Source organism: Paenibacillus sp. OK060 (assembly GCF_900101205.1).
Classification (GTDB): domain Bacteria; phylum Bacillota; class Bacilli; order Paenibacillales; family Paenibacillaceae; genus Paenibacillus; species Paenibacillus marchantiae.
On sequence record NZ_FNFR01000001.1, the window covers coordinates 529,706 to 549,806 of the forward strand.

20 protein-coding genes are annotated in these 20,101 nt (G+C 47.2%); 16 read left to right on the plus strand and 4 right to left on the minus strand.

All coding sequences use genetic code 11. The features are described from left to right. Positions 1 to 103: 103 nt before the first annotated feature. Complete coding sequence (locus BLS14_RS02490) at positions 104 to 292, minus strand: hypothetical protein (protein WP_090949289.1); 189 nt, start codon at positions 290 to 292, stop codon at positions 104 to 106. A 147-nt stretch (positions 293 to 439) separates the two neighbouring features. Between BLS14_RS02490 and BLS14_RS02495 the strand changes: the two genes are divergently transcribed. From BLS14_RS02495 to BLS14_RS02525, 7 genes are all read left to right on the plus strand, one after another. Next, positions 440 to 1,867 (plus strand): FAD-binding oxidoreductase, encoded by a 1,428-nt coding sequence (locus BLS14_RS02495; RefSeq protein ID WP_090949291.1) that lies wholly within the window; start codon positions 440 to 442, stop codon positions 1,865 to 1,867. After that, complete coding sequence (locus tag BLS14_RS02500) at positions 1,864 to 2,418, plus strand: MFS transporter (protein ID WP_064638937.1); 555 nt, start codon at positions 1,864 to 1,866, stop codon at positions 2,416 to 2,418. Before BLS14_RS02495 ends, BLS14_RS02500 begins: the two co-directional genes overlap by 4 nt. A gap of 116 nt (positions 2,419 to 2,534) precedes the next feature. Next, positions 2,535 to 2,888, plus strand: a complete 354-nt coding sequence (locus BLS14_RS02505) for a DUF3243 domain-containing protein (protein WP_090949293.1) — start codon at positions 2,535 to 2,537, stop codon at positions 2,886 to 2,888. A gap of 234 nt (positions 2,889 to 3,122) precedes the next feature. After that, positions 3,123 to 3,686 carry a hypothetical protein gene (locus BLS14_RS02510; protein ID WP_063563311.1) on the plus strand — a complete coding sequence of 188 codons (564 nt, stop codon included), beginning with the start codon at positions 3,123 to 3,125 and terminating at the stop codon, positions 3,684 to 3,686. Positions 3,687 to 3,844: 158 nt separating this feature from the next. Beyond that, positions 3,845 to 4,702, plus strand: coding sequence for a heme o synthase (gene cyoE, locus BLS14_RS02515; protein ID WP_063563312.1), 858 nt, complete (start codon positions 3,845 to 3,847; stop codon positions 4,700 to 4,702). Positions 4,703 to 4,885: 183 nt separating this feature from the next. Beyond that, entirely contained in the window at positions 4,886 to 5,368 is a 483-nt protein-coding gene (locus BLS14_RS02520) for a tetratricopeptide repeat protein (protein ID WP_090949296.1), read from the plus strand. Positions 5,369 to 5,415: 47 nt separating this feature from the next. Then, entirely contained in the window at positions 5,416 to 5,619 is a 204-nt protein-coding gene (locus tag BLS14_RS02525) for a hypothetical protein (protein WP_090949299.1), read from the plus strand. A gap of 16 nt (positions 5,620 to 5,635) precedes the next feature. On the opposite strand, the gene BLS14_RS02530 is transcribed toward BLS14_RS02525, so the two are convergent. Beyond that, complete coding sequence (locus BLS14_RS02530) at positions 5,636 to 6,511, minus strand: LysR family transcriptional regulator (RefSeq protein WP_079694924.1); 876 nt, start codon at positions 6,509 to 6,511, stop codon at positions 5,636 to 5,638. Positions 6,512 to 6,676: 165 nt separating this feature from the next. Between BLS14_RS02530 and BLS14_RS02535 the strand changes: the two genes are divergently transcribed. From BLS14_RS02535 to BLS14_RS02545, 3 genes are all read left to right on the plus strand, one after another. Continuing rightward, positions 6,677 to 7,624: a DMT family transporter gene (locus BLS14_RS02535; protein WP_090949303.1), complete on the plus strand. Its 948-nt coding sequence runs from the start codon at positions 6,677 to 6,679 to the stop codon at positions 7,622 to 7,624. Positions 7,625 to 7,824: 200 nt separating this feature from the next. After that, a complete protein-coding gene (locus BLS14_RS02540) occupies positions 7,825 to 8,850 on the plus strand; it encodes a LacI family DNA-binding transcriptional regulator (RefSeq protein WP_090949305.1) in 1,026 nt (341 codons plus the stop codon). 258 nt (positions 8,851 to 9,108) lie between these two features. Beyond that, the gene (locus tag BLS14_RS02545) at positions 9,109 to 11,658 is read left to right on the plus strand and encodes a beta-mannosidase (RefSeq protein WP_090949308.1); all 2,550 of its coding nucleotides are present in this window, start codon (positions 9,109 to 9,111) and stop codon (positions 11,656 to 11,658) included. Positions 11,659 to 11,775: 117 nt separating this feature from the next. Here BLS14_RS02545 and BLS14_RS02550 read toward each other — a convergent pair whose 3' ends face one another. Further along, positions 11,776 to 13,770, minus strand: a complete 1,995-nt coding sequence (locus BLS14_RS02550; protein WP_090949310.1) for a beta-galactosidase — start codon at positions 13,768 to 13,770, stop codon at positions 11,776 to 11,778. A gap of 192 nt (positions 13,771 to 13,962) precedes the next feature. Here BLS14_RS02550 and BLS14_RS02555 point away from each other — a divergent pair, with 192 nt between their 5' ends. From BLS14_RS02555 to BLS14_RS02580, 6 genes are all read left to right on the plus strand, one after another. After that, positions 13,963 to 14,802: a helix-turn-helix transcriptional regulator gene (locus tag BLS14_RS02555; RefSeq protein ID WP_176854278.1), complete on the plus strand. Its 840-nt coding sequence runs from the start codon at positions 13,963 to 13,965 to the stop codon at positions 14,800 to 14,802. A gap of 110 nt (positions 14,803 to 14,912) precedes the next feature. Beyond that, positions 14,913 to 15,590 carry an SOS response-associated peptidase gene (locus BLS14_RS02560; protein WP_063563320.1) on the plus strand — a complete coding sequence of 226 codons (678 nt, stop codon included), beginning with the start codon at positions 14,913 to 14,915 and terminating at the stop codon, positions 15,588 to 15,590. Positions 15,591 to 15,839: 249 nt separating this feature from the next. Then, entirely contained in the window at positions 15,840 to 16,970 is a 1,131-nt protein-coding gene (locus BLS14_RS02565; RefSeq protein WP_090805630.1) for an NADH-dependent flavin oxidoreductase, read from the plus strand. A 150-nt stretch (positions 16,971 to 17,120) separates the two neighbouring features. Beyond that, complete coding sequence (locus tag BLS14_RS02570) at positions 17,121 to 17,888, plus strand: DeoR/GlpR family DNA-binding transcription regulator (protein WP_090805633.1); 768 nt, start codon at positions 17,121 to 17,123, stop codon at positions 17,886 to 17,888. A 19-nt stretch (positions 17,889 to 17,907) separates the two neighbouring features. Further along, on the plus strand, positions 17,908 to 18,366 hold the full coding sequence (locus BLS14_RS02575) for an OsmC family protein (RefSeq protein ID WP_079694564.1): 459 nt from the start codon (positions 17,908 to 17,910) through the stop codon (positions 18,364 to 18,366). Between the two features lie 58 nt (positions 18,367 to 18,424). After that, complete coding sequence (locus tag BLS14_RS02580; protein WP_063563324.1) at positions 18,425 to 19,015, plus strand: DUF2062 domain-containing protein; 591 nt, start codon at positions 18,425 to 18,427, stop codon at positions 19,013 to 19,015. Here the strand turns inward: BLS14_RS02580 and BLS14_RS02585 are convergent. Beyond that, positions 18,993 to 19,922 (minus strand): AEC family transporter, encoded by a 930-nt coding sequence (locus BLS14_RS02585; RefSeq protein ID WP_090949313.1) that lies wholly within the window; start codon positions 19,920 to 19,922, stop codon positions 18,993 to 18,995. The two genes, BLS14_RS02580 and BLS14_RS02585, sit on opposite strands and share 23 nt — an antisense overlap. Positions 19,923 to 20,101 lie beyond the last annotated feature (179 nt).

A 20,101-nucleotide genomic window follows, 5' to 3' on the forward strand; every position in this document is an offset into this window, starting at 1 on the left:
CGTTCATAGAAAAAACAGTTTAAAAAGTCCCCCGACCGTTGTGACTAAGGTTGGAGGACTTTTTGCGTTGCACGTAAACCTCTTGCATAAGGATGGTCAGAATTTATTTGCTGTTTGTATTGCGGATTTCGGTTGTTTTGGCTTTGTGAGGATGGGTGATATTGTCTACGATTTCTCCTACGGCTTCTTCAATCATGTCCGTTGGGCCGGGGTTGTTCGGGTCGGGTTGAATAATTGTATTCACACCAGGCTGTAGATCCTTGTTTTTTCGTTCTTTTTTATGTTCATTCATGGAAAATTCCTCCTTATTCGGGTATGTTTAAGGTGTTCCTTAACATATCCAATCCTTGTGATGTATATGTAAACGATTAACCAATCAAATCAAATTGAAACGCTAGGTGTTAGGGGAGGAGGAGTTCATCTGTTCAAAAAAACGAGCATGCTCCTGTTACTTCTGATTTTATGTGTGTGGACATATTGGAGAACGGATAGCGATGATCAGAATCCGTATTTGATTACCGACTACAGCCGCCTTCATCCGGTTAAGGTTGAACGTGTGGTCGAGGGTCATGAAGAGCAGCAGCTCGTTGAACTGCTCAAAGAAGCTCGAGAGCAGAATCTGACGATATCGATTGCTGGGCAGCGCCATAGTCAGGGAGGGCACACTTATTATAAAGACGGCATTGTCATAGACATGACCTCGTATAACAAAGTGCTGGAAGTCAATACCGATGCCAAAAAGGTGCGTGTGCAGGCTGGGGCGACCTGGGCTGACGTACAGCGAGCCATTAACCCATATGGACTGGCGGTCAAAAATATGCAGTCCCAGAATATTTTCACCGTAGGCGGATCTATCAGTGTAAATGCACATGGTCGGGAGCTTCATCAGGGTTCCTTGATTGAAAGTGTCGATTCCTTTCATCTCTTGACGGCAGATGGTCAGATTCGGCAAGTGAGTCGCACGGAGAATGCAGAGCTTTTCCCGCTTGTACTTGGGGGTTACGGACTGTTTGGCGTGATTTTGGACGTTACGTTGACGTTAACGGATGACGAAGTCTATCGTCTCACAACTGAGCAGGTGCAGGTTGAGGACTACCCGACTTATTTTCAAAAGAATGTCCTGGGAGGCGCGATGATGCGTATGCATCTGGCCCGAATTTCAGTTCAGCCCGGTGAAGGCTATTTTCGCGAGATGTACGCATTGAATTATGCCTCTGATCCAATGGCTTCACTGGATAATTATGATCGTCTGGATGAACGTGAAAGAGGCGTGCTTACCAGCAAACTTCTGTTCAACCTGAACCGTGAATTCCTATGGGGGCGGGCCTGGTTTTGGCCGCTGCAACAGCGGTATTTCGAGTCACAGGATGGCAAGAGGCTCAGCCGCAACAATGCGATGGCTTCTGCGTCTGCCTTCATGGAGTATCATCAGCCGGGTGAAAATGATCTGCTGCAGGAATATTTTATTCCGGTGGATGTCTTCCCCGCATTTGTTCAGGAGATGGGAGAGATTGTATCCCAGGAGCAATTGGATTTGCTCAACATTACAGTCAGGTTTGTGAAACATGATGAAGAAGCTGTGCTTTCCTATGCGACGCAGGATATGTTCGGCCTTGTCTGTTTATTTCACGCTTCATTGTCTGAGGTAGAACAAGAGAAGTTCAAGGGCAGTATGCAGCAGCTGATAGAAGCCGTCCTTCGATATAACGGAACATATTATCTGCCCTATGCAGGTTATGCAACTTCAGAGCAATTCGAACAGGCCTATCCACGAAAGAATGAGTTTTTTGCAGCCAAAGAAAAGGTGGATCCGAATCATTTATTTATGAACTATTTTATGGAGCAGTATGGAGGAAATCATCCATGAATATCAAGTGGCTTGTTCGATCTCAAAGTATCGTTACGCTCGCTTCGGGCATGATTTATCCGTATTATCTTTTGTTTCTCAAAAATCTGGGTAACAGCTTCTCCAAATATGGGCTTGCCTTTGCCGTATTTACAATCAGTTCGGCTGCTGCTTCGCAATGGCTCGCTCCCCGGATGGATCGACACGCCAAGCAGTGGCTCATTGTAAGTTCGGTGGGGATGGCCGCAGCCATGATTGCATTTCCGTGGGTCATTTCCTACATCTGGGTGCTGCTGCTGCAAATGATGATGGGGACATGCAATGCGATGCAGCGAATGAGTGAACGGGTGCTGCTCGCCGATTATACGGTGGCTGGGCAACGGGGCCCAGCTGTAGGTAACTATCATTTCTGGACATCTGCTGCTTCAGGATTTGCGGTTATTGTTGGCGGTGTGCTGATTGATTGGCTGACGATCGATGTATTATTTTATCTGAGTGCCATGCTGTATATGTGGGGAGCTCTGGCAGTATGGCGATTACGTAGCATTTCTGAGGAAGCAGCTGATGGCTAAAGGATAGAAATGGTCTGATTAATCTCCAGCGAGAAGTTTATATTATAGATAACCTGGTATGATTAAGCATTTTGCTTACATTCCACAAAGCGAGTATTCTCAAGGAGGTTTTTCAGATGAATGAACAAAATCATGTTATCCATAAAGATGGACAAGTTTCAACCGACAAGGTAGACAATGCGATTGATAAGATTGCGCCGGAGGCACGGGAACAGATTTTACAGAACTTTGATGCCTTTAAAGGATATCTGGGCAAACGAATTGCAATGGGAGAATCGATTGGACTGGGTGAGGAACAGATGGCCAAAATCGCCGAGAAAGTAGCCGACTATTTGGCAGCCCGGGAAGAGCCGCGTAACCGTGAAGAGAAGTTGCTGCAAGAACTGTGGAATGTCGGGAAAGAGGAAGAGCGCCATATGCTGGCTCATATGCTAGTGCGTCTGGCACAAGGTTCAGCCCCGAATCATTAAGATCGAGCTGAAATTAAAAGCTAAGCCAACAGATACTCTGGATGCCATGGCATTCAGGGTTTCTTTTTGATGACACCTATTGTAACTATTTTTCATCTGGCTGATACTTTTGCAGTGTGTACACCCAGTATGATAGGGAGAGTAAAAGAAAGATTAAATATTCATATGAGCGTTTGAAGAGAAAGCCTTTCGGTTAAGGAATAGTAACGTTCATAATAAGGAGAGATGCTGCCTATGAAGAACGCGGCGAAACAATGGAAATTACGAATGCTGGGTGCGGCTGTTGCCTTGCTTGGCATGATTGTGCTTGCTACATATTTACTTACACCAGCGAACGCTGAGGAGAGCACGGACTCTGTACAGGCTTCTGCCAAAGCGCAGGCTGCAAACTCCGAGATGTTTACAGCGTATGTGGAAGACATACAGCATGAGAATGGTAAATTGTACTTGATTGTAGACAAGATTGGCTGGTACCAAGGTGCAGAGGCTGATAAAGTTTTTGAACAACGCAATCCGGGCTCTGGTATAGATGGTGCTCCTGATGGTTATTATATTGTCAATGACAGCAAAGAGCAGGAAAAGGTAGAAGTAAGTGCTAATGCTGAAGTGTTGATGCAGTTATATGATCGCGATGGTACAGTGTCGGGCACCACTATTCAATGGAATGAGTCCGTGGCGCTCAGCAAATTCGAATCTTTGTATGACAATACCAATATTCTTGATCTGTCCGTATTCCCGTATCACCTCACTGTACAGGACGGAAAAGTGATCAAAATTGTACAGCAATACATTCCATAAAATTAGATCAAAATGCAACGGTTAAGCATTCCTCCGGTTCCATTGAACCGGCAGGGATGCTTTTTGGTTATGACAAATTCATGAAGGAGATTGTAATTCATGGTATGTACATGTATCATTATAGGAATGGTGTTTTTACATAGTTCAGGAGGCTTCTCATGCTTAAAGACATGATTGCATTAACGAAACCCGGACTTTTGCGGCTGAATGTGTTTGCGGTAGCGGTAGGGTTCTGGGTCGCTTCAAAATGGGATATCTCGTGGATATCTCTGCTCATGGTGTTGATTGGATCAACCTTGGTCATCGCTTCGGCATGTGTTATTAACAACTACTGGGATCGTGAGTTGGATCAGAAGATGGAGCGCACCAAAAAACGGATTGATTACATCAATCATCTTAAACCCAAGTTTGTATTGGGGTATGGAATTGTTCTTGGTGTGGTTGGTTTTGTGCTGCTGTACTTCCTGGTCAATCCGTTATCCGGTTGGATGGCACTGCTCGGATGGTTTGCTTATATCGTGATCTACACGATGTGGCTCAAACGCAGCTCGACCTGGAGTACATCATTGGGTGGAATTGCGGGGGCGATGCCGCCTGTAATCGGTTATTGTGCGGTAACCAATCAGATTGATGCAGGTGCCTGGTTGCTGTTTGCGCTGTTATTTCTGTGGCAGCCACCTCACTTCTGGTCACTCGGGATTCGCAGAGTGGAAGAATATCGTGCAGCCGGTTTCCCACTGTTGCCGGTAGTCAAAGGTGTGAAGCGCACAAAGGTGCAGATGATTCCTTATGTATTTCTGTTGCTTCCTGCTGTATTTCTGTTGTATTACTACAACTACGTTGGGCTTGTGTTTCTGCTTGTATCCGTCATTGGTGGTCTGATCTGGTTTGTCCATACACTAAGCGGATTGAAAACTCAGGATGATGAGAAATGGGCCAAAGTTAACTTTCTGATCTCCGTCAATTATCTCATGGTTGTATTCATTGTCATGGTAGCAAACACAACCTGGTCCTGAGCAAAACATCACTTTTGTAAAATATTCGAATATGAAGGTGCCAGGTTAGCTGGCACCTTACGAAAAAGCACGCTGTAGAATAGACTTGGACAACCTGTGGTTGTTCCGGCATACTTCTCGGGGTGTTTTTTTGCTATAATTATACTTTGGAAAATGATTTTGGAAGAATGGGAAGTGGAGTAGATGAAGGATTTACAGCAGGCTATCCTCTTGAGAACGGAGGGGAAAATGCAGGAGGCGATAGAGCTGCTGCAGGAACTGGCGTTACAGGAACCAGACAATGCACAGGTTTGGTACCAGCTGGCTTGGGCTCATGATTCACTTGGACTGGAGCGGGCAGCGGTACCGCATTATGAGAAGGCTCTAAGTCTAGGGCTTTCGGTTGAGGACAGGACAGGTGCCATACTCGGACTTGGCAGCACATATCGGACTCTGGGGCAGTATGAGCAGGCGAAGGCCTGGTTTGAAAAGGGATTAAGTGAATTCCCGGAGAACCGGGAATTTGAAGTTTTTCTTGCCATGGTGCTCTACAATCTGGGCGTGCATGCGGAGGCAATGAAGCGGTTGCTGGTACAACTGGCTGATACATCAAAGGATAAGGGAATAACCGACTACAGCAGAGCCATCCGTTTCTATGCAGACCAGCTGGATCGGGTATGGGATTAAACCTAACGTATTCGAGCGATAACACCTAATCTAAAGGAGATGATTGGATGAATTCGAATCACGAACAAGAACAGGTGCACGAAAGACTTGACCGGCTTGAGCAGAAGCTGGATTACCTAGCAGAAGCTCAACAGGCGAACAGACGCTCACCCGGTGTACGCTTTCTGATTGGTTTTGCAATTATGATTGCCGTTGTATTTGTTCTCATACTGGTCATTGGCATTATACAATTTTTTAGTAGTGGTGGTTGAGGCAACGGAGGACCGATTATAACGATGGAGTTAGCCATTCCTGTACCGCTTCAATAAAACGACGCGAAGCGGGGGACAGATTGGTGAGAGACGGGCAAGCGATGCCAATTGTACGATAAGGATCTCCAGTGAGTGGAACAAGAGCGAGCTCGTTCGTATGGTGTTGAAGAACCATTTCAGGCAAAAGACTGATGCCAAGACCGTTTCGAACCATCGCCATGATGGCCTGATCTTCGGCGACCTCATAGACCACATTCAGCTTGGCCGCATGCTGTCGGATCAACCGTTCGATCTCGTTATCACCACCCCATTTAGGCAAAATAAAGGGCTGTTCCAGCAATACATCAAATGAGACAGACTTCTCCGTAGCGAGTGGATGTTCCAGAGGCAGGATGCACATCATCCTGTCTTTTTGTAATGGAATTGTCTCAAAAGGCGAAGAATCGCCAAGGGACAGAAAGCCAAGATCGATGGCGCCTCCAGCCAGCCAGCCTTCAATTTCTGCGTAGTCCCCTTCCCACAGCTTAATTTCGATTCCGGGATGACCGAGGCGAAATTGCTTCAGGATGCCAGGCAGCCACTGCGTGGATACACTGGCGAATGTGCCAATACGAACGGTTCCAATCTCGGCGCCGCGAATTAATGAAATTTCCTGGTTCATCAGTTCCGTCCAACGCAGAATTTCACGAGTATAGCCCAGAATACGTTCCCCTTCAGCAGTAAGTCGTACACCAGAGCGGCCTCGATTCAGCAGCGAAAAACCACACTCGGTCTCCAGACTGGCGATCGCATGACTGACCGCTGATTGGGTAATATTCAATGCTTCTGCTGCTTTGGTGAGGCTGCCGTATTCCACTACGGCATTCAAAATTTCGTATTTGACCAATGACATGAAAGATTCCGTTCCTCTCTTCATTTAATACATGAGTTTATTTCATATTAACTATTATAAATATTCATTTTTATAATGCAAAGAGATCGTTTATACTTGCCAAGGCGAGTTAGTTCGATAGAGCCTCGGATAGATTATAATACATAGAATGAAGGTAGAAGCAAGATGAACGGAGTACGTGCACCACAAGGTCAAGCATCAAGAAGAGCGGATTTACAGATGCTGCTCGCAACGGTAATATGGGGATCATCCTATCTGTTTATGAAATCAGGACTGGAGTCCATGCAGGAATTGAATCTGGTCGCTTTCCGGTTTGGAATTGCCTTTATCGCGGCAGCTGTCCTTTTCCATCGGCGACTGTTCAGAATGGATCGAGGAACGCTTGCAGCAGGGGCTATTATGGGAACAGCGTTATTTGCGGCCTTTGTATTTATCACTTATGGAGTACAGCGCACTACGGCTTCCCAGGCAGGATTTTTGATCAGTTTGGCAGTGATCTTTGTGCCCATCCTGACGACAATTCTGCATCGCAGAATGCCAGACTTGCGGTTAACGATAAGTATTCTCGTGGCGGTAATTGGGCTCGCATTGTTGACACTTCAACATGAGCTTAGCCTGCATATGGGGGATATCCTTTGCATTCTCGCAGCATTAATGTACGCGATCTACATTATGATTGCTGGCAAGTATACGCCGAAGCATGATCCGCTAACGCTGGGAACGGTGCAACTGGGCGTTGCAGCCCTGTGGGGGCTGGCTGCTACATTTGTGCTGGAGACACCACGTTTACCTGACACACCTCAATCTTGGGCGGCCATTCTGGGTCTGGGAGTACTGTGCAGCGGCATTGGCTACATTTTACAGACTCTTGCCCAGCGGCATGCTTCACCAACGAGAACGAGTCTGATCTTTTCGCTTGAACCACTGTTTGCAACAGCATTTGCGTTTACTTTTCAAGGGGAGTCCCTTACACTGCAAGGGTATGCGGGTGCAGCACTGATGCTCATTGGTGTTCTGATTACAGAGATCAGAGTCCCTTATCCGGTATTCTGGCGAAGAAAGCGGACAGCATTACAGACCGAACTGGGAGATCAGGGAGCACCGGGCGTATAACTTTGAAATAAAGCAAGAGTTCTTCCATCAACTTCATTGTGAAGCAGGTGGAGGAACTTTTTTGTTATTTATTCGAGAAATTTTCAGAATCTATAGCAAATCCTCAACCTAACAAAATGAAACTTTTCATAACTTGTTTTGTTGAATCCCTTTTTTTATGCTACACTAAATGAAAAATAAAGGAAAAACGGGTGAGAAAGATGGCCAAAAGAGTAACCATGCAGCAAATTGCCGATGCTGCGGGGGTATCCAAATTCGCAGTTTCTCGTGCGTTGACCGGTAAACCCGGTGTCAGTGAACATACCCGGGAGATGATTGTCAGAACGGCAGGACAGCTCGGATATTTCAAAGCTGAACCGAAACGTTTCCTAGTGGAAACCCCTGCTGAACAGGAGATGAAGATAGACAGACAGGGGACTATTCTGATCTTGTTTCCTAACATTCGTTCGCAGAATCGATCCTCCCTGTACTGGGGTCCCATCTTTGACGGAATATCTGCACGCCTGAATGAGAAGGGCATGGATATCCTTACCTTGACGGAACCTTCCTCAGATCGCATGTTTTCGGTGCTGAATCCTGAAGCCATCAGCGGTATTATAACTGTCGGTTCCATTTCCACATCCGTATTGCTCGAGATTTATCGACTGCATATTCCACTTGTGATGGTTGATCATGAAGACCCGGCAATTCATGGAGATACGGTGTTTACAGATAACATGAAATGTATGCAGGAACTGGTGTTGATGCTCGTTGGAAAGGGCTACAGACGGCTACAGTTTGCTGGCGAATTGCCTGATGCAGCCAGTTTCAGAGAACGATGGCTCGGCTATCGTTCGGTACTGGAAGAGATGCAGCTGCAAGTTTCGCAGCAAGCAGATTTGCTGGGACCTGATCTGGATCACATTCGGGAATCGATTATCGCCATGAAGATGGAGGATATCCCCGAAGTGATGGTATGTGCCAACGACCACATGGCCGCTGTTGTGATTGGTGCACTCCAAAGCAGGGGCATTGAGGTGCCAGAGCGCTGTGCAGTAACCGGGTTTGATAATACCCGTGCAGATGAGCCTATTCTTGCTACGGTGCATATCGATAAGGAGAATCTGGGCAGACGTGCGGTGGACCAGTTATTATGGCGGTTGGAGCATCCGGACGGGCCTTTTGAAAGAAAGCTGATCTATTCGGAACTAATCATTCGTGATGAGTACAATGCTAGTTTAACGTGAAGCTAACGAACGTAAATTTAGAAATGTAATATTAACACACGCCAGGACCCTATAAACTTGGGGTGAAAAGACATGGAGAGATTGGGCTTCATGTCTTTTTTTTGTTATCGGATATGTTTTTTTGAAATAATCCACAAAACAGATTGACTGAATTGAGCATATCATGTTAATTTTGTTTTGTAAGTTATTTGTTTTTATAATAACAAAACCTAACAAAATGTTTTTTTAAAAAATACTTCAATGATAACGGAGGCTGTCATGAGCAAAATACAATCGCAGACTTTTCAGAATTGGACGTTCAAGGCTTGTGAGGATCAGGAATGGATGCCGGCTCACGTACCCGGCTGTGTGCATACGGATTTGCTGAAACTGGGTAAAATACCGGACCCTTTCTATGGAACTAACGAAAAAGAAATTCAATGGGTCGATAAGAAAGACTGGGAATATCGCACGGAATTTGATGTGAATGAAGCACTGCTGTCGCAGCAGCATCTGGAGCTTGTCTTTGATGGTCTGGATACATATGCAGATGTGTATGTGAATGAACAACATCTGTTGTCGGCAGACAATATGTTCCGGGTGTGGACAGTCGATGTGAAATCTGTTGTAAAGGCAAGTGGCAACGTACTCCGAATACGTTTTCGTTCTCCGATCAATGAAGATCTGCCGAAGCTTGAGAAACTAGGATATGCCCTGCCTGCATCGAATGATCAATCTGACGTGGGGGGATTAGGCGATAAAAGAGTGAGTATTTTTGCACGGAAAGCCCCGTACCACTATGGTTGGGACTGGGGTCCACGTTTTGTAACCAGCGGAATCTGGCGTGAAGTACGCCTTGAAGGCTGGACAGACATACGAATTAATGATGTATTCATTCAGCAAAATGAAGTAACTGCTGCTTCCGCTTCGCTCACTGCCGTCGTGGAAGTGGAGTCTGAGCAATCCATAGAAGCGATCATTCGAGTAGGAACGGATGAACAGAGTTGGGAGCAGGCTGTAACCCTGAAACCGGGCGTCCAAACTGTGGAGGTTCCAATCTCTATTGTTGAGCCGAAGTTGTGGTGGAGCCGCGGATTGGGTGACGCGCATATGTATTCTTTCCATACGGAAGTGATTCAGGGCGAACAGGCTGTGGCTGAGTCTACAGTCAAAACGGGTATTCGGTCCATTCGTCTGGTTCGTGACAGTGATAAAGCGGGAGCATCCTTTTATTTTGAGTTAAACGGAGTTGCTGTGTTTGCCAAAGGTGCGAACCACATTCCCAATGACAGCTTCATAACAGAAGTGACACGTGAGCGCTATCTGCATGAGATTGTATCTGCTGCCGAGTCGAACATGAATATGCTCCGTGTATGGGGTGGTGGCTTCTATGAAGAAGACGTATTCTACGAGTTGTGTGACGAATATGGTTTGCTCGTATGGCAGGACTTTATGTTTGCATGCAGCATGTATCCTGGAGACGAGGCTTTCCTAAATAGTGTGAAGCATGAGGCGATTGATAATGTGAAACGTCTGCGTAATCATCCAAGCATTGTGCTGTGGTGTGGTAATAACGAGATTGATTCAGCGTGGGCACATTACATTGAGGATGGCGGCTGGGGTTGGAAAAAAGATTACAACGCGGAGCAAAGAGAGCGCATTTGGGCGGATTACGAAGCTATTTTCCATGATCTTTTGCCTGAAGTGGTGGAAGCCTATGCTCCTGGTGTGGATTATTGGCCTTCTTCACCACTGGTATCACTGTCGGGAGACGAGAAACAGCATGCTCACCCATCCACATCAGAAGGGGATATCCACTATTGGGGTGTGTGGCATAATGTGGAGCCCTTTGAGAACTACAACGTTCATGTTGGTCGCTTCATGAGTGAGTATGGCTTCCAATCCTTCCCTGAATACGATTCGGTTCGCAAGTATGCGGAGGAAGAGGATCTGGCATTGGAGTCTGAAGTCATGCTGGCGCATCAGAAGAACGGGGCAGGTAATCGTCTGATCAAACAATACATGGATATGTACATGCATGAACCGAAAGATTTCCCATCCTTCCTCTATATGAGCCAAGTGCTTCAGGCTGAGGCGATGAAAACAGCCATTGAGGCTCACCGTCGTCGCAAACCGTTCTGTATGGGAACGCTCTACTGGCAGATGAATGATTGCTGGCCGGTGGCTTCCTGGGCGGGTATGGATTACTTCGGACGTTGGAAAGCATTGCAATATTACGCGAAACGCAGCTTCAGTGATATCTTGGTATCGGTAGATGGTACGAAGGAAGATGTGACAGATATTTACCTCATCTCGGATCAGCTTGAACCTGTGAAAGGCAAACTCCAGATACGCCTGATTGGCTTTGATGGCAGAGTATATCGTGAGGAAGAGCATGAAGTCGCTCTGGCATCCAACTCTGGTCAACAGGTGCTGTCATTGAGCCAGGCGGAATGGCTGGAAGGTCGCGATGCTGCAACAACATTGCTGCGTATTGATCTGAAGCAGGATGGGGCATCCGACATCACACAGGAACATTATTTTGCACCTTCAAAGGATATTGCATTGCAACCAGCGCAAATTAAGGTAACCGAAGTTACCGAGAATGATGGCGTGCATCTGGTCCTGGAAAGTGATGTACTTGCAAAACAAGTATGGATTTCTACTGAGGCAGAAGGGGTGTTCTCGGACAATTTCTTCGACCTCATTCCGGGTATTCCTGTGAAGGTCAAGTTCACCGCCAGAGGGGAATTGCAAGGATCTGATGGTGCTGTCTCCAAGGCGGGGGCCATCCAGGTTCGTTCCATGGCTGACTTTATCAAATTGTAATCAAGTAAGATTGGTTTATGTTGTTAACGCCCAATTCTTTAAGGCCCGGATGCACTTGATGTGCATACCCGGGCCTTTTCATGGTTCATTTTGTTTTAAGCGCAGAGATGTTACATATTATTGAATCTCCAAGATTTCGATATCATACGGCTCCAGTTCCAATCGAGGTCCTTTCATAGTTCCATTCAATGCACTTTTGTATGATGCTTGCAACGGAATGGAGACAGATTCAGGACTTAAATTCAGGATGAAACGAAACGTTCCATTCGGTCCTGAGCGGGTTGTCACCTGGACACCGTCTGGCAGGGTTTGAATCCCGGATAGGCCACATTGTTCAGCGATGTTTTGCAGTAACTGGCTCAGATAAGCTTCATCCGGCTGGGTCGCTACATAATAGACAGCACCTTTACCCCAGTTGTTTTGGGTGACAGCCGCACTTTCGGCATAAAATTGATCCGCATAAACCGCAATCGCCTGTGCCGTGTCCAGTTCCAACACATCAGCCCATTGTGAAGCAGCATATGTATTGCCCTTCTCATCCCGAATCTGAATTTGGTCACCACCGACGGGATCATATTCGGTAACACGCACGCCCGAGCAAGAAGATAACATACCTGGAAGTGGCTCCATGACACAGACGTTGTTATCGTTTTTGACACCGGTGCGATGCGTTAAGACCAATATGCCACCATCCGCTGCAAAAGCTTGCAGACGTTCCGCGGTGTTCTCATCCAGCAAATACAAGTGCGGAGCGATGATGATTTTGTAGCAATCCAGCGCTTCCGAGGAATGGATGACATCTGTACTGATTCCCCATTTGGTCAGGGCACGATGCCATACTTTTATATTTTCGTAGTACTCCAGTCCATCCGCCTGTGGCTGAATTCGTAGAGCGTTTAACTGATCATGCGAATGCAGGATGGCGACTTCGTTCTGCAATGTAGAGCCTTGCAGGCGTTCACCCAGACTGTTCACTTCGGTACACAGTTGCTGAAACTCCTTGAACCGTCGCCCTGGAACATTGCTGTGATCAATCAGTCCGTGCCAGAACTGTTCTGCTCCTATAGTGGCACTGCGCCAGCGGAAATGCACGACCGCATCCGCTCCACGGGCAATAGTCTGCCATGAGTAAGCACGCAAGAAGCCGGGCTGAGGTGTACGCCACATCGGAAACCAGCATCCTGGAGGTCCGCTAAGCTGCTCCATAATCCAGAAATTGCGGCGTTTAATGCCACGTGTCAGATCTAGCGACAAAGCGCCACTGTAAGGTGCGGTGTCCTTTTTGTTGGGTGAAGGGTTGGGATAGTAATCAAAAGAAGCGAAATCCAGATCCTGACCGATTTTATATTGATCTGCCTTTTGCGGATAGCTATGAAAATTATGAGTGACAAAATGATCGGTACAGTTATGCCGAATGATCTCGATTTGGATGCTTTGAAAAGCCACAATGGAATCCGACTGAAAACGGGAGTAGTCCAGCAGGAACGAAGGATTCTGAAACGGAGAGCCGCCATATGGTGGCGTCACCTGCTCCCAATCGCTGTATTCTCCACTCCAGACAACAGTACCCCAAGCCTGGTTGAGCTGCCCTAGTGAAATGTAACGGGCTCGAACCCACTCGCGAAAAGCCTCTGAACAAGCAGTACACTGACAATCCGTGAAACTGAATTCATTATCAGTCTGCCAGCCAATCACAGCCGGATGTGCTGCATATCGCTCGCTCAGCTTCTGGACAATTCGTGCACTGTACGTCCGCATGCTCGAACTGTTATAACAGCGGTGGCCGCGGACTCCTTCATGGTACAACTGTCCACTTGGCAGCACCGGCAGAATATCAGGACATTTTTTGGTGAGCCACCGTGGTGGTGTCATCGTTGGTGTACCGATCACCACCTGGAGCCCATTGCGATGAAGGGTATCGAGCGCCTGATCAAGCCATGTCCAATCGAATTGTCCATCGGCAGGCTCCATTCGACTCCAGGCAAATTCACCCACACGTACAATACGTACACCACTATCGGCCATTAATCGGGCATCCTGCTCCCACAGATTAGGGTCCCAATGTTCAGGATAATAATCAACACCCATTTGAATAGGTCGGTTTTGGTTCATGTATGCTAATCTCCTTTGGTCTGGAACATAATGATTTTCATGCACGCTCAAGCCAGTGCTTAATGACTCCACTATCATCATCTTGTGGAAGAGTGTCGAGTCTATTTCATTTTATAATGGATAATGAGAGGGGAATATAATAACATGTTGCGATAGGGTATCATGATCTTGCTATTTTTGGGGGAAGAACATATGCGAAACCATTGGTTTATGCCGGAGCCCGGGCATGCAGGGTATGCATGTTATCCAGTAGCCTACGGAAGATATCTCGATCCAGAGCACAAGGAACATCGTCCGCACGGAATACGAGAGTATAATTTGCATCTGGTTTTCAACGGACAGGGTGAAGTGAGAACCGAGCAGGGTAGCGTTCGATTAACGGCTGGACAAGGTTTTCTATATGCGCCGGGACAGGCGCAACAGTATTATGCCGATCCATCTGATCCCTGGGATATCAGATGGATTCATCTGCAAGCCCACGATCTGGAGCGGCTGCTAGGCTTGCGGAATCCGGATAAAGTGTGGCTCTTTTCATTCTCTGGCGAGGAACGTTTCGAGGAGTTGCATGAACAATTATGCCAGCTCGGTGAAGGTTATGAGAGTGTGCATGAACCGAAGTTGTCGGCGGTACTGTATGAGTTGCTAGTTGAATTGGCACGAAATTCGGAGTCAATCGAAGGGACGTCATTACTGAACCATCAGGATACAATCCGCTCAACAGCCGATTATATTCGTCGTCACTGCACACATCCGCTAAGTCTTGCTGAAATGGCGGATATAGCGGGATACAGCGTGTATTATTTTAATCGCATGTTCAAGAGTATCATGGGTGTTCCGCCCGGCAGGTATCTGCTGGACTGCCGCATTCTGGTCGCGAAGAAAATGCTCGTAGACTCGGAACTATCCGTGAAACAAATTGCTTCTCAGTGTGGATTTACATACAGTAGTTATTTTATTCGCATGTTTCGGACCTATATCGGGATGACCCCGCAGCAATTCAGGCTTCTCTATAGCTCAGGCACTGGGAAATAGGAAGATTTCACACGATTACTAATGCTTTCTATACAAGCATGCATAATTTCCCTGCTATTACAAACAATACAATCAAATTCAATTCAAGCAGGGAAAGGAAGTGCCTGAGCATGTGTAACCGTTTTTCATTGGCAGCCGATTTGGATGAGGTCAGGGATCATTTTAAGATTCAACGGGTGATGTATTATTACAAAAACCGTTACAATATCAGCCCAACCCAGCATACACCGATTATTTTGCATCAGGATGGTGAGCGGGTATTGGACGAGTTCCGATGGGGATTCATTCCGTTCTGGGGACGCGATGCAGTCAATGCCAATCTCATGACGGTGCATGAGAATCCAGCCTACTACAAGCTGGTAGAGACGAAGCGTTGTGTTATCCCATGTAATGGTTTGTATTACTGGCGTCAAGAAGGCAAGAAAAGCTATGCAGTCCGAGTGGTTATGCCGGATCGCGGATTGTTTGGTATTGCGGGATTATACGAGGTATGGAAAGATACGCGCAAACAGCCACTGCGTACCTGCACGATGCTGATGGCGGGAGCGAACATGGTTACACGGGAGTTTGGAAGCAAAATGCCGGCGATTCTGTCTGAAGAAGAAATCAATACCTGGCTGGATCCGGCGAACACACGCGTGACACAGCTGCTGCCGTTGTTGAAATCCTACAACAGTACAGAGATGAATCTGTATCCGGTTACTCCGATGGTAGCCAATGATGAGCATGACTGCTATGAATGTGTGGAAGAAATGGACCAGAAGCTGGCATACGTACGCAGTTTCTAAGCTAACCAAGCAGTTTTATGAGGCGGAGAGTTGTAAGACACTCCGTCTTTTTGGGTTGAGAAAGAAGAAAAAAGTGTAATGGACAAAAGGCGGAGAGTGAATGGAGCAGTGAGCTTTAAGCATCGAATGGATAAGGGGTGAAAATGAAAAGTTGCAATGTGAGTGAAACGTAACTATAATCATTACAGTAAGCGAACGCATATATTCATATATCTATTAAAAGAGATATTAAATCAGGAGGGACCACGAATGAATCCAAAGTATAGCCCAATGTTTGAACAAGTTTCACTGCCAAGCGGCATTACGCTGAAAAACCGGATCGTGCTCGCTCCAATGACTCATATGTCCTCAAATCAAGATGGTACTGTATCAGACGCTGAACTTGCTTATTATGCACGTCGTACTGGCGGTGCTGGTATGTCTGTTACAGCGGTAACCCATGTAACTGCGAATGGAATTGGTTTTCCGGCTCAATTTGGAAGTTATGACGATAGCTTTATTCCCGGTCTGAAACGTCTGGCCGATACGATTAAGCAGCAAGGTTCCAAAGCCGTACTGCAAATTTTCCATGCAGGTCGTCTCACGCCAGAACAAGCGGTGCCAGCGGGTCAAGTCGCTGCTCCAAGCGCTGTTGCCAGTGAGCGTCCGGGATCTCCTGTACCAAGAGAGTTGTCTGATGACGAAATTACGTCCATCATCAAGGACTTTGGAGAAGCAACCCGCCGCGCCATTGAAGCTGGCTTCGACGGTGTTGAGATTCATGGTGCGAACGGTTATCTGATTCAGCAGTTCTTCTCTCCGCATTCCAACCGACGTGAAGATCGTTGGGGTGGAAGCATCGAGAAACGTCTCACATTCCCACTGGCTGTGGTGGATGAGGTCCAGAAGGCTGTAGCTACACATACGAAACTGCCGTTTATCGTTGGATACCGTTTCTCCCCAGAAGAGCCGGAAACACCGGGACTGACCATGGAAGAGACGTATGCATTGGTTGATGCGCTGAAAGATAAAAATCTGGATTACCTGCATGTATCCGTCAACGAGTTCTGGTCCAAGCCAAGACGTGGTGAAGCAGATACTCGCTCCAGAATTGAATTTATCCTTGATCGCGTGGATGGTAAACTGCCTGTCATTGGCGTAGGTGCCATCCATACGGCAGATGAGGCAGCCGAAGCTCTTCAGAGTGGTGTGCCATTGCTTGCGATCGGTCGTGAGCTGATTATCGAGCCTGACTGGGTTGAGAAAATCGAAAGCGGACGTGAAGAAGATATTGAGACGATTCTCACCAAATCGGATCAGGAACGTCTGGTTATCCCTGACGGTCTTTGGAATGCAATTATTCACACACCGGGCTGGTTCCCTATGGCTGACGATAAATAAGACACAATTTCATTCGAAATGGAGGGAGCGTAAGCTCCCTCTTTTTTGCACCCTCTGCGCCCTTGATGAAATTCTACTTCCGGGGGCACTGTGGTATGATGGGATGAACAGGATTCATCTTGGATAATCAACGGTTTGGAGTGAATGAAGATGCTCGTGGCTGAACGTTATGAGAAAATTGTGGAATGGGTAGATTCCCAGGGAAGTATGCGCGTAACCGAGCTGAGTGAGCGCTGCGGTGTGACGGAAGAGACGATCCGTCGTGATCTGGACAAGCTGGAGCAGGCGGGAAGGCTCAGACGTTCCCACGGCGGGGCTGTCAGCGTAAAATATAAAGAAGAGGGGCAGTCGGAGATCCCTTATCCGGAGCGGGCTGTAACTCATGCAGAAGAGAAACGCAGAATTGCGGACGAAGCGTTGAAAATGGTAGAGCACGGTGACCGGATAGCGCTCGATGCCAGTACAACTGCGTGGTATATGGCGGCTGGACTGCCGAACATACCACTCACCGTGTTGACCAACTCCATTAAGGTCGCAGCGGAGCTGAGTAACAAGGAACAGATCCGTGTAATCGCGACAGGCGGGCAGCTTGCTTCGAAGTCCCTATCGTTTGTAGGGCCGCTAGCTGAACGGTCGCTTGATGCGTATCATGTGGATAAAGTTTTCTTATCCTGCAAAGGTGTACATTTGACCAAGGGCATCAGTGAGTCGAATGAATTGCAGGCGCTGGTGAAGCAGAAGATGATCAGCATAGCTGATGAAGTTATTTTGCTGGCGGATTCGAGCAAGTTTGGCGTGCAGGCTTTTACAAGAGTGGCTGAACTCAGCAGTGTGGCAAAAGTAATAACGGATCTGGGCTTAGAGGAAGAGCAGGTTAGCGCACTGAACGAACAATCCATAGCATGTGTCCGTGTCTAATTAGAAAGGAATGAATATAATGAAACATCCTTTTCACCTGAAAGCTACTTGGAATGGTGGACGTAACAGTGAAGGGCATATTGATGCAGGCGGGTTAAAAACAGTCATTTCGATTCCACAGGAGATGGGTGGTCCGGGTACCGGTACCAATCCGGATGAAATGCTGCTGGGTGCAGCGTCCACCTGTTATTTGATTACGCTGGCAGCAATGCTGGAGCGATCGGAGATTACACCGGATGAGCTGACACTGGAGTCCGAAGCGACAGTGGATGTTACCAATAACGTATTTACGTACGAACGGATCACACACAGACCTCGCATTGTGCTCAAAGCGGATGCATCTGATGCTGATGTAACGAAGGCGGAGCGCTTGGCACATAAAGCAGAAGAGTCCTGCATGATCTCCAGAGCGGTAGCAGGTAACGTCGCCATTGAGACACAGCCAGTGATTATAACAGCAGGCGTTAACGCGGTGTGATATACTGAAGAGTAGGCGGCTTCAGCCGTCATTTGTGTAAGATAAGGGGAAGTTCGGTATGAACCTACAGAAAAGCAAAAACTCACGTTTTGCGCGTTTAACACGTGCTTTGAAGCTTAATTTTCTCAAATTGTTACGTGCTCCCGGCGGGGCACATAAAGTATCTACCGGATTTGCTTTGGGTTTTGGTCTGGAATTGATCGTCATTTCCACAGCATCACTGGTATATCTCGTGTTCTATCCGATTGTACGTTTGTCCGGTGGTTCACTGCCAGCGGCTATTGTGGGCAACGTGGTCGGCAAGCTAACTTTCCTGCCCATCATATTGATGCCACTTGCCAAGCAAATTGGTTCCTGGATATTGCCGGCGCACAGCATGGGGCAGGGGCTTGTTCATGAGAGTGCCTTTATGGAGCTGTTTCGCGGTAACTGGTCCGCGCTAAGTGAACTATTGCGGGGTGGTCTGGATATTCTGGCAGGCATGTCCGTCTTTGGGGTCATCCTGGGTGTGATTTCTTACTTTGTCGTCAAGTTCTTCTATGTCAGAGCACTGAAACGTCGCTTTGAACGTCGGTTGGAGAAACGCAAGCAGGCAGCGATGTCTCCAACTTCAGCTTCCGTGCTGATCAGGAAGACATCACAATCATGATCGGCAGAATGACCATGGACGCAGCAGTTGTCCACAGAATACAGCGGGACACAAACTGCGGAGACGCATTGAATTGCTCGGCCAAAATTACGGCGTTCACTGCGGTCGGCATGGACGCTAGGATCAGCAGCACACTGAATAACGTTCCTTCAATCTGAAGTGCAGTCAGGATTAGATATGAGAGTACTGGTGCTGCAGCAAGCCGTACTATAAGTCCAGTCCAGAACGCTTTGCGCACGTTAGGTTTCCAAGGTTCGACGGAACCACGTGGTCTGAGCATCTGTGCACCGAGAATGGCCAGTACGACAGGAGAGTAACCGGCTGCGAGCATGGAGATGCCTCCATCCAGTGCCACTGGTAAGCTCAGATTGGATGCACGTAGGATGATGGCTATCGCAGCAGCATAGATGGAAGGCATGCGGAAGACGGATAGAATCGCATTTTTGACCGTGAATTCCGATCTGGCAGCAAAAAAGATACCTACCGTGTTTACAATGATCATCTGTCCGATGACATATACCGAAGCCTTATCCAATCCAAGCTGTCCAAAGGCAAGCAACACAAGCGGGAGCCCATAATTCACGCAGTTCGTAAACGTGGAGACAAGGGTAAGTCCCGCTTTTTCGCTTGCCCCAAGATGGAATATTCGGCTCAGCAGTTCAGCAAGTGCCCACAGGGCGATCAGATTGATGATGGAGAACCAGAATGTGCCGGTTACGTCTGTCCATGTAATATCAGCATGCAGCAGTGTATCAAAGATAAGCGCAGGGCTCAAAATATAGAGGGAAAAGGTCGACAGCGGCCGAGTATCCCAATTTTTGAACCGTTTTAACAATATGCCTCCGATTACGGGAAGCGATATGGGCAGAAATACATGATATAACGTGAGCAGAAATGAATTAAACAATCGAAATTCAGTCCTTTCTGGATGAAAAACCTATTTTATCATAGCAGAAGTTGACCTTTGTCGGGAATGGATTTTGGTATTGACTTGCGTAATGAGCATATGTTTGAGGCCACTTCTTTGATGGATGCGCAGGGGCGGTGGATTGCTATTTTGATATGGCAGATTTATTATAGAAGAGG

What these genes read in the sequence shown, in the direction of transcription:
- BLS14_RS02500 (WP_064638937.1), top strand. Translation starts at nt 1,864, where the DNA reads ATGAATATCAAGTGGCTTGTTCGATCTCAAAGTATCGTTACGCTCGCT.
- BLS14_RS02570 (WP_090805633.1), top strand. Translation starts at nt 17,121, where the DNA reads ATGCTCGTGGCTGAACGTTATGAGAAAATTGTGGAATGGGTAGATTCC.
- BLS14_RS02495 (WP_090949291.1), top strand. Translation starts at nt 440, where the DNA reads ATGCTCCTGTTACTTCTGATTTTATGTGTGTGGACATATTGGAGAACG.
- BLS14_RS02510 (WP_063563311.1), top strand. Translation starts at nt 3,123, where the DNA reads ATGAAGAACGCGGCGAAACAATGGAAATTACGAATGCTGGGTGCGGCT.
- BLS14_RS02560 (WP_063563320.1), top strand. Translation starts at nt 14,913, where the DNA reads ATGTGTAACCGTTTTTCATTGGCAGCCGATTTGGATGAGGTCAGGGAT.
- BLS14_RS02555 (WP_176854278.1), top strand. Translation starts at nt 13,963, where the DNA reads ATGCGAAACCATTGGTTTATGCCGGAGCCCGGGCATGCAGGGTATGCA.
- BLS14_RS02520 (WP_090949296.1), top strand. Translation starts at nt 4,886, where the DNA reads ATGAAGGATTTACAGCAGGCTATCCTCTTGAGAACGGAGGGGAAAATG.
- BLS14_RS02545 (WP_090949308.1), top strand. Translation starts at nt 9,109, where the DNA reads ATGAGCAAAATACAATCGCAGACTTTTCAGAATTGGACGTTCAAGGCT.
- BLS14_RS02535 (WP_090949303.1), top strand. Translation starts at nt 6,677, where the DNA reads ATGAACGGAGTACGTGCACCACAAGGTCAAGCATCAAGAAGAGCGGAT.
- BLS14_RS02580 (WP_063563324.1), top strand. Translation starts at nt 18,425, where the DNA reads ATGAACCTACAGAAAAGCAAAAACTCACGTTTTGCGCGTTTAACACGT.
- BLS14_RS02530 (WP_079694924.1), bottom strand. Translation starts at nt 6,511, where the DNA reads ATGTCATTGGTCAAATACGAAATTTTGAATGCCGTAGTGGAATACGGC.
- BLS14_RS02505 (WP_090949293.1), top strand. Translation starts at nt 2,535, where the DNA reads ATGAATGAACAAAATCATGTTATCCATAAAGATGGACAAGTTTCAACC.
- BLS14_RS02565 (WP_090805630.1), top strand. Translation starts at nt 15,840, where the DNA reads ATGAATCCAAAGTATAGCCCAATGTTTGAACAAGTTTCACTGCCAAGC.
- BLS14_RS02575 (WP_079694564.1), top strand. Translation starts at nt 17,908, where the DNA reads ATGAAACATCCTTTTCACCTGAAAGCTACTTGGAATGGTGGACGTAAC.
- BLS14_RS02540 (WP_090949305.1), top strand. Translation starts at nt 7,825, where the DNA reads ATGGCCAAAAGAGTAACCATGCAGCAAATTGCCGATGCTGCGGGGGTA.
- BLS14_RS02550 (WP_090949310.1), bottom strand. Translation starts at nt 13,770, where the DNA reads ATGAACCAAAACCGACCTATTCAAATGGGTGTTGATTATTATCCTGAA.
- BLS14_RS02490 (WP_090949289.1), bottom strand. Translation starts at nt 292, where the DNA reads ATGAATGAACATAAAAAAGAACGAAAAAACAAGGATCTACAGCCTGGT.
- cyoE (WP_063563312.1), top strand. Translation starts at nt 3,845, where the DNA reads ATGCTTAAAGACATGATTGCATTAACGAAACCCGGACTTTTGCGGCTG.
- BLS14_RS02525 (WP_090949299.1), top strand. Translation starts at nt 5,416, where the DNA reads ATGAATTCGAATCACGAACAAGAACAGGTGCACGAAAGACTTGACCGG.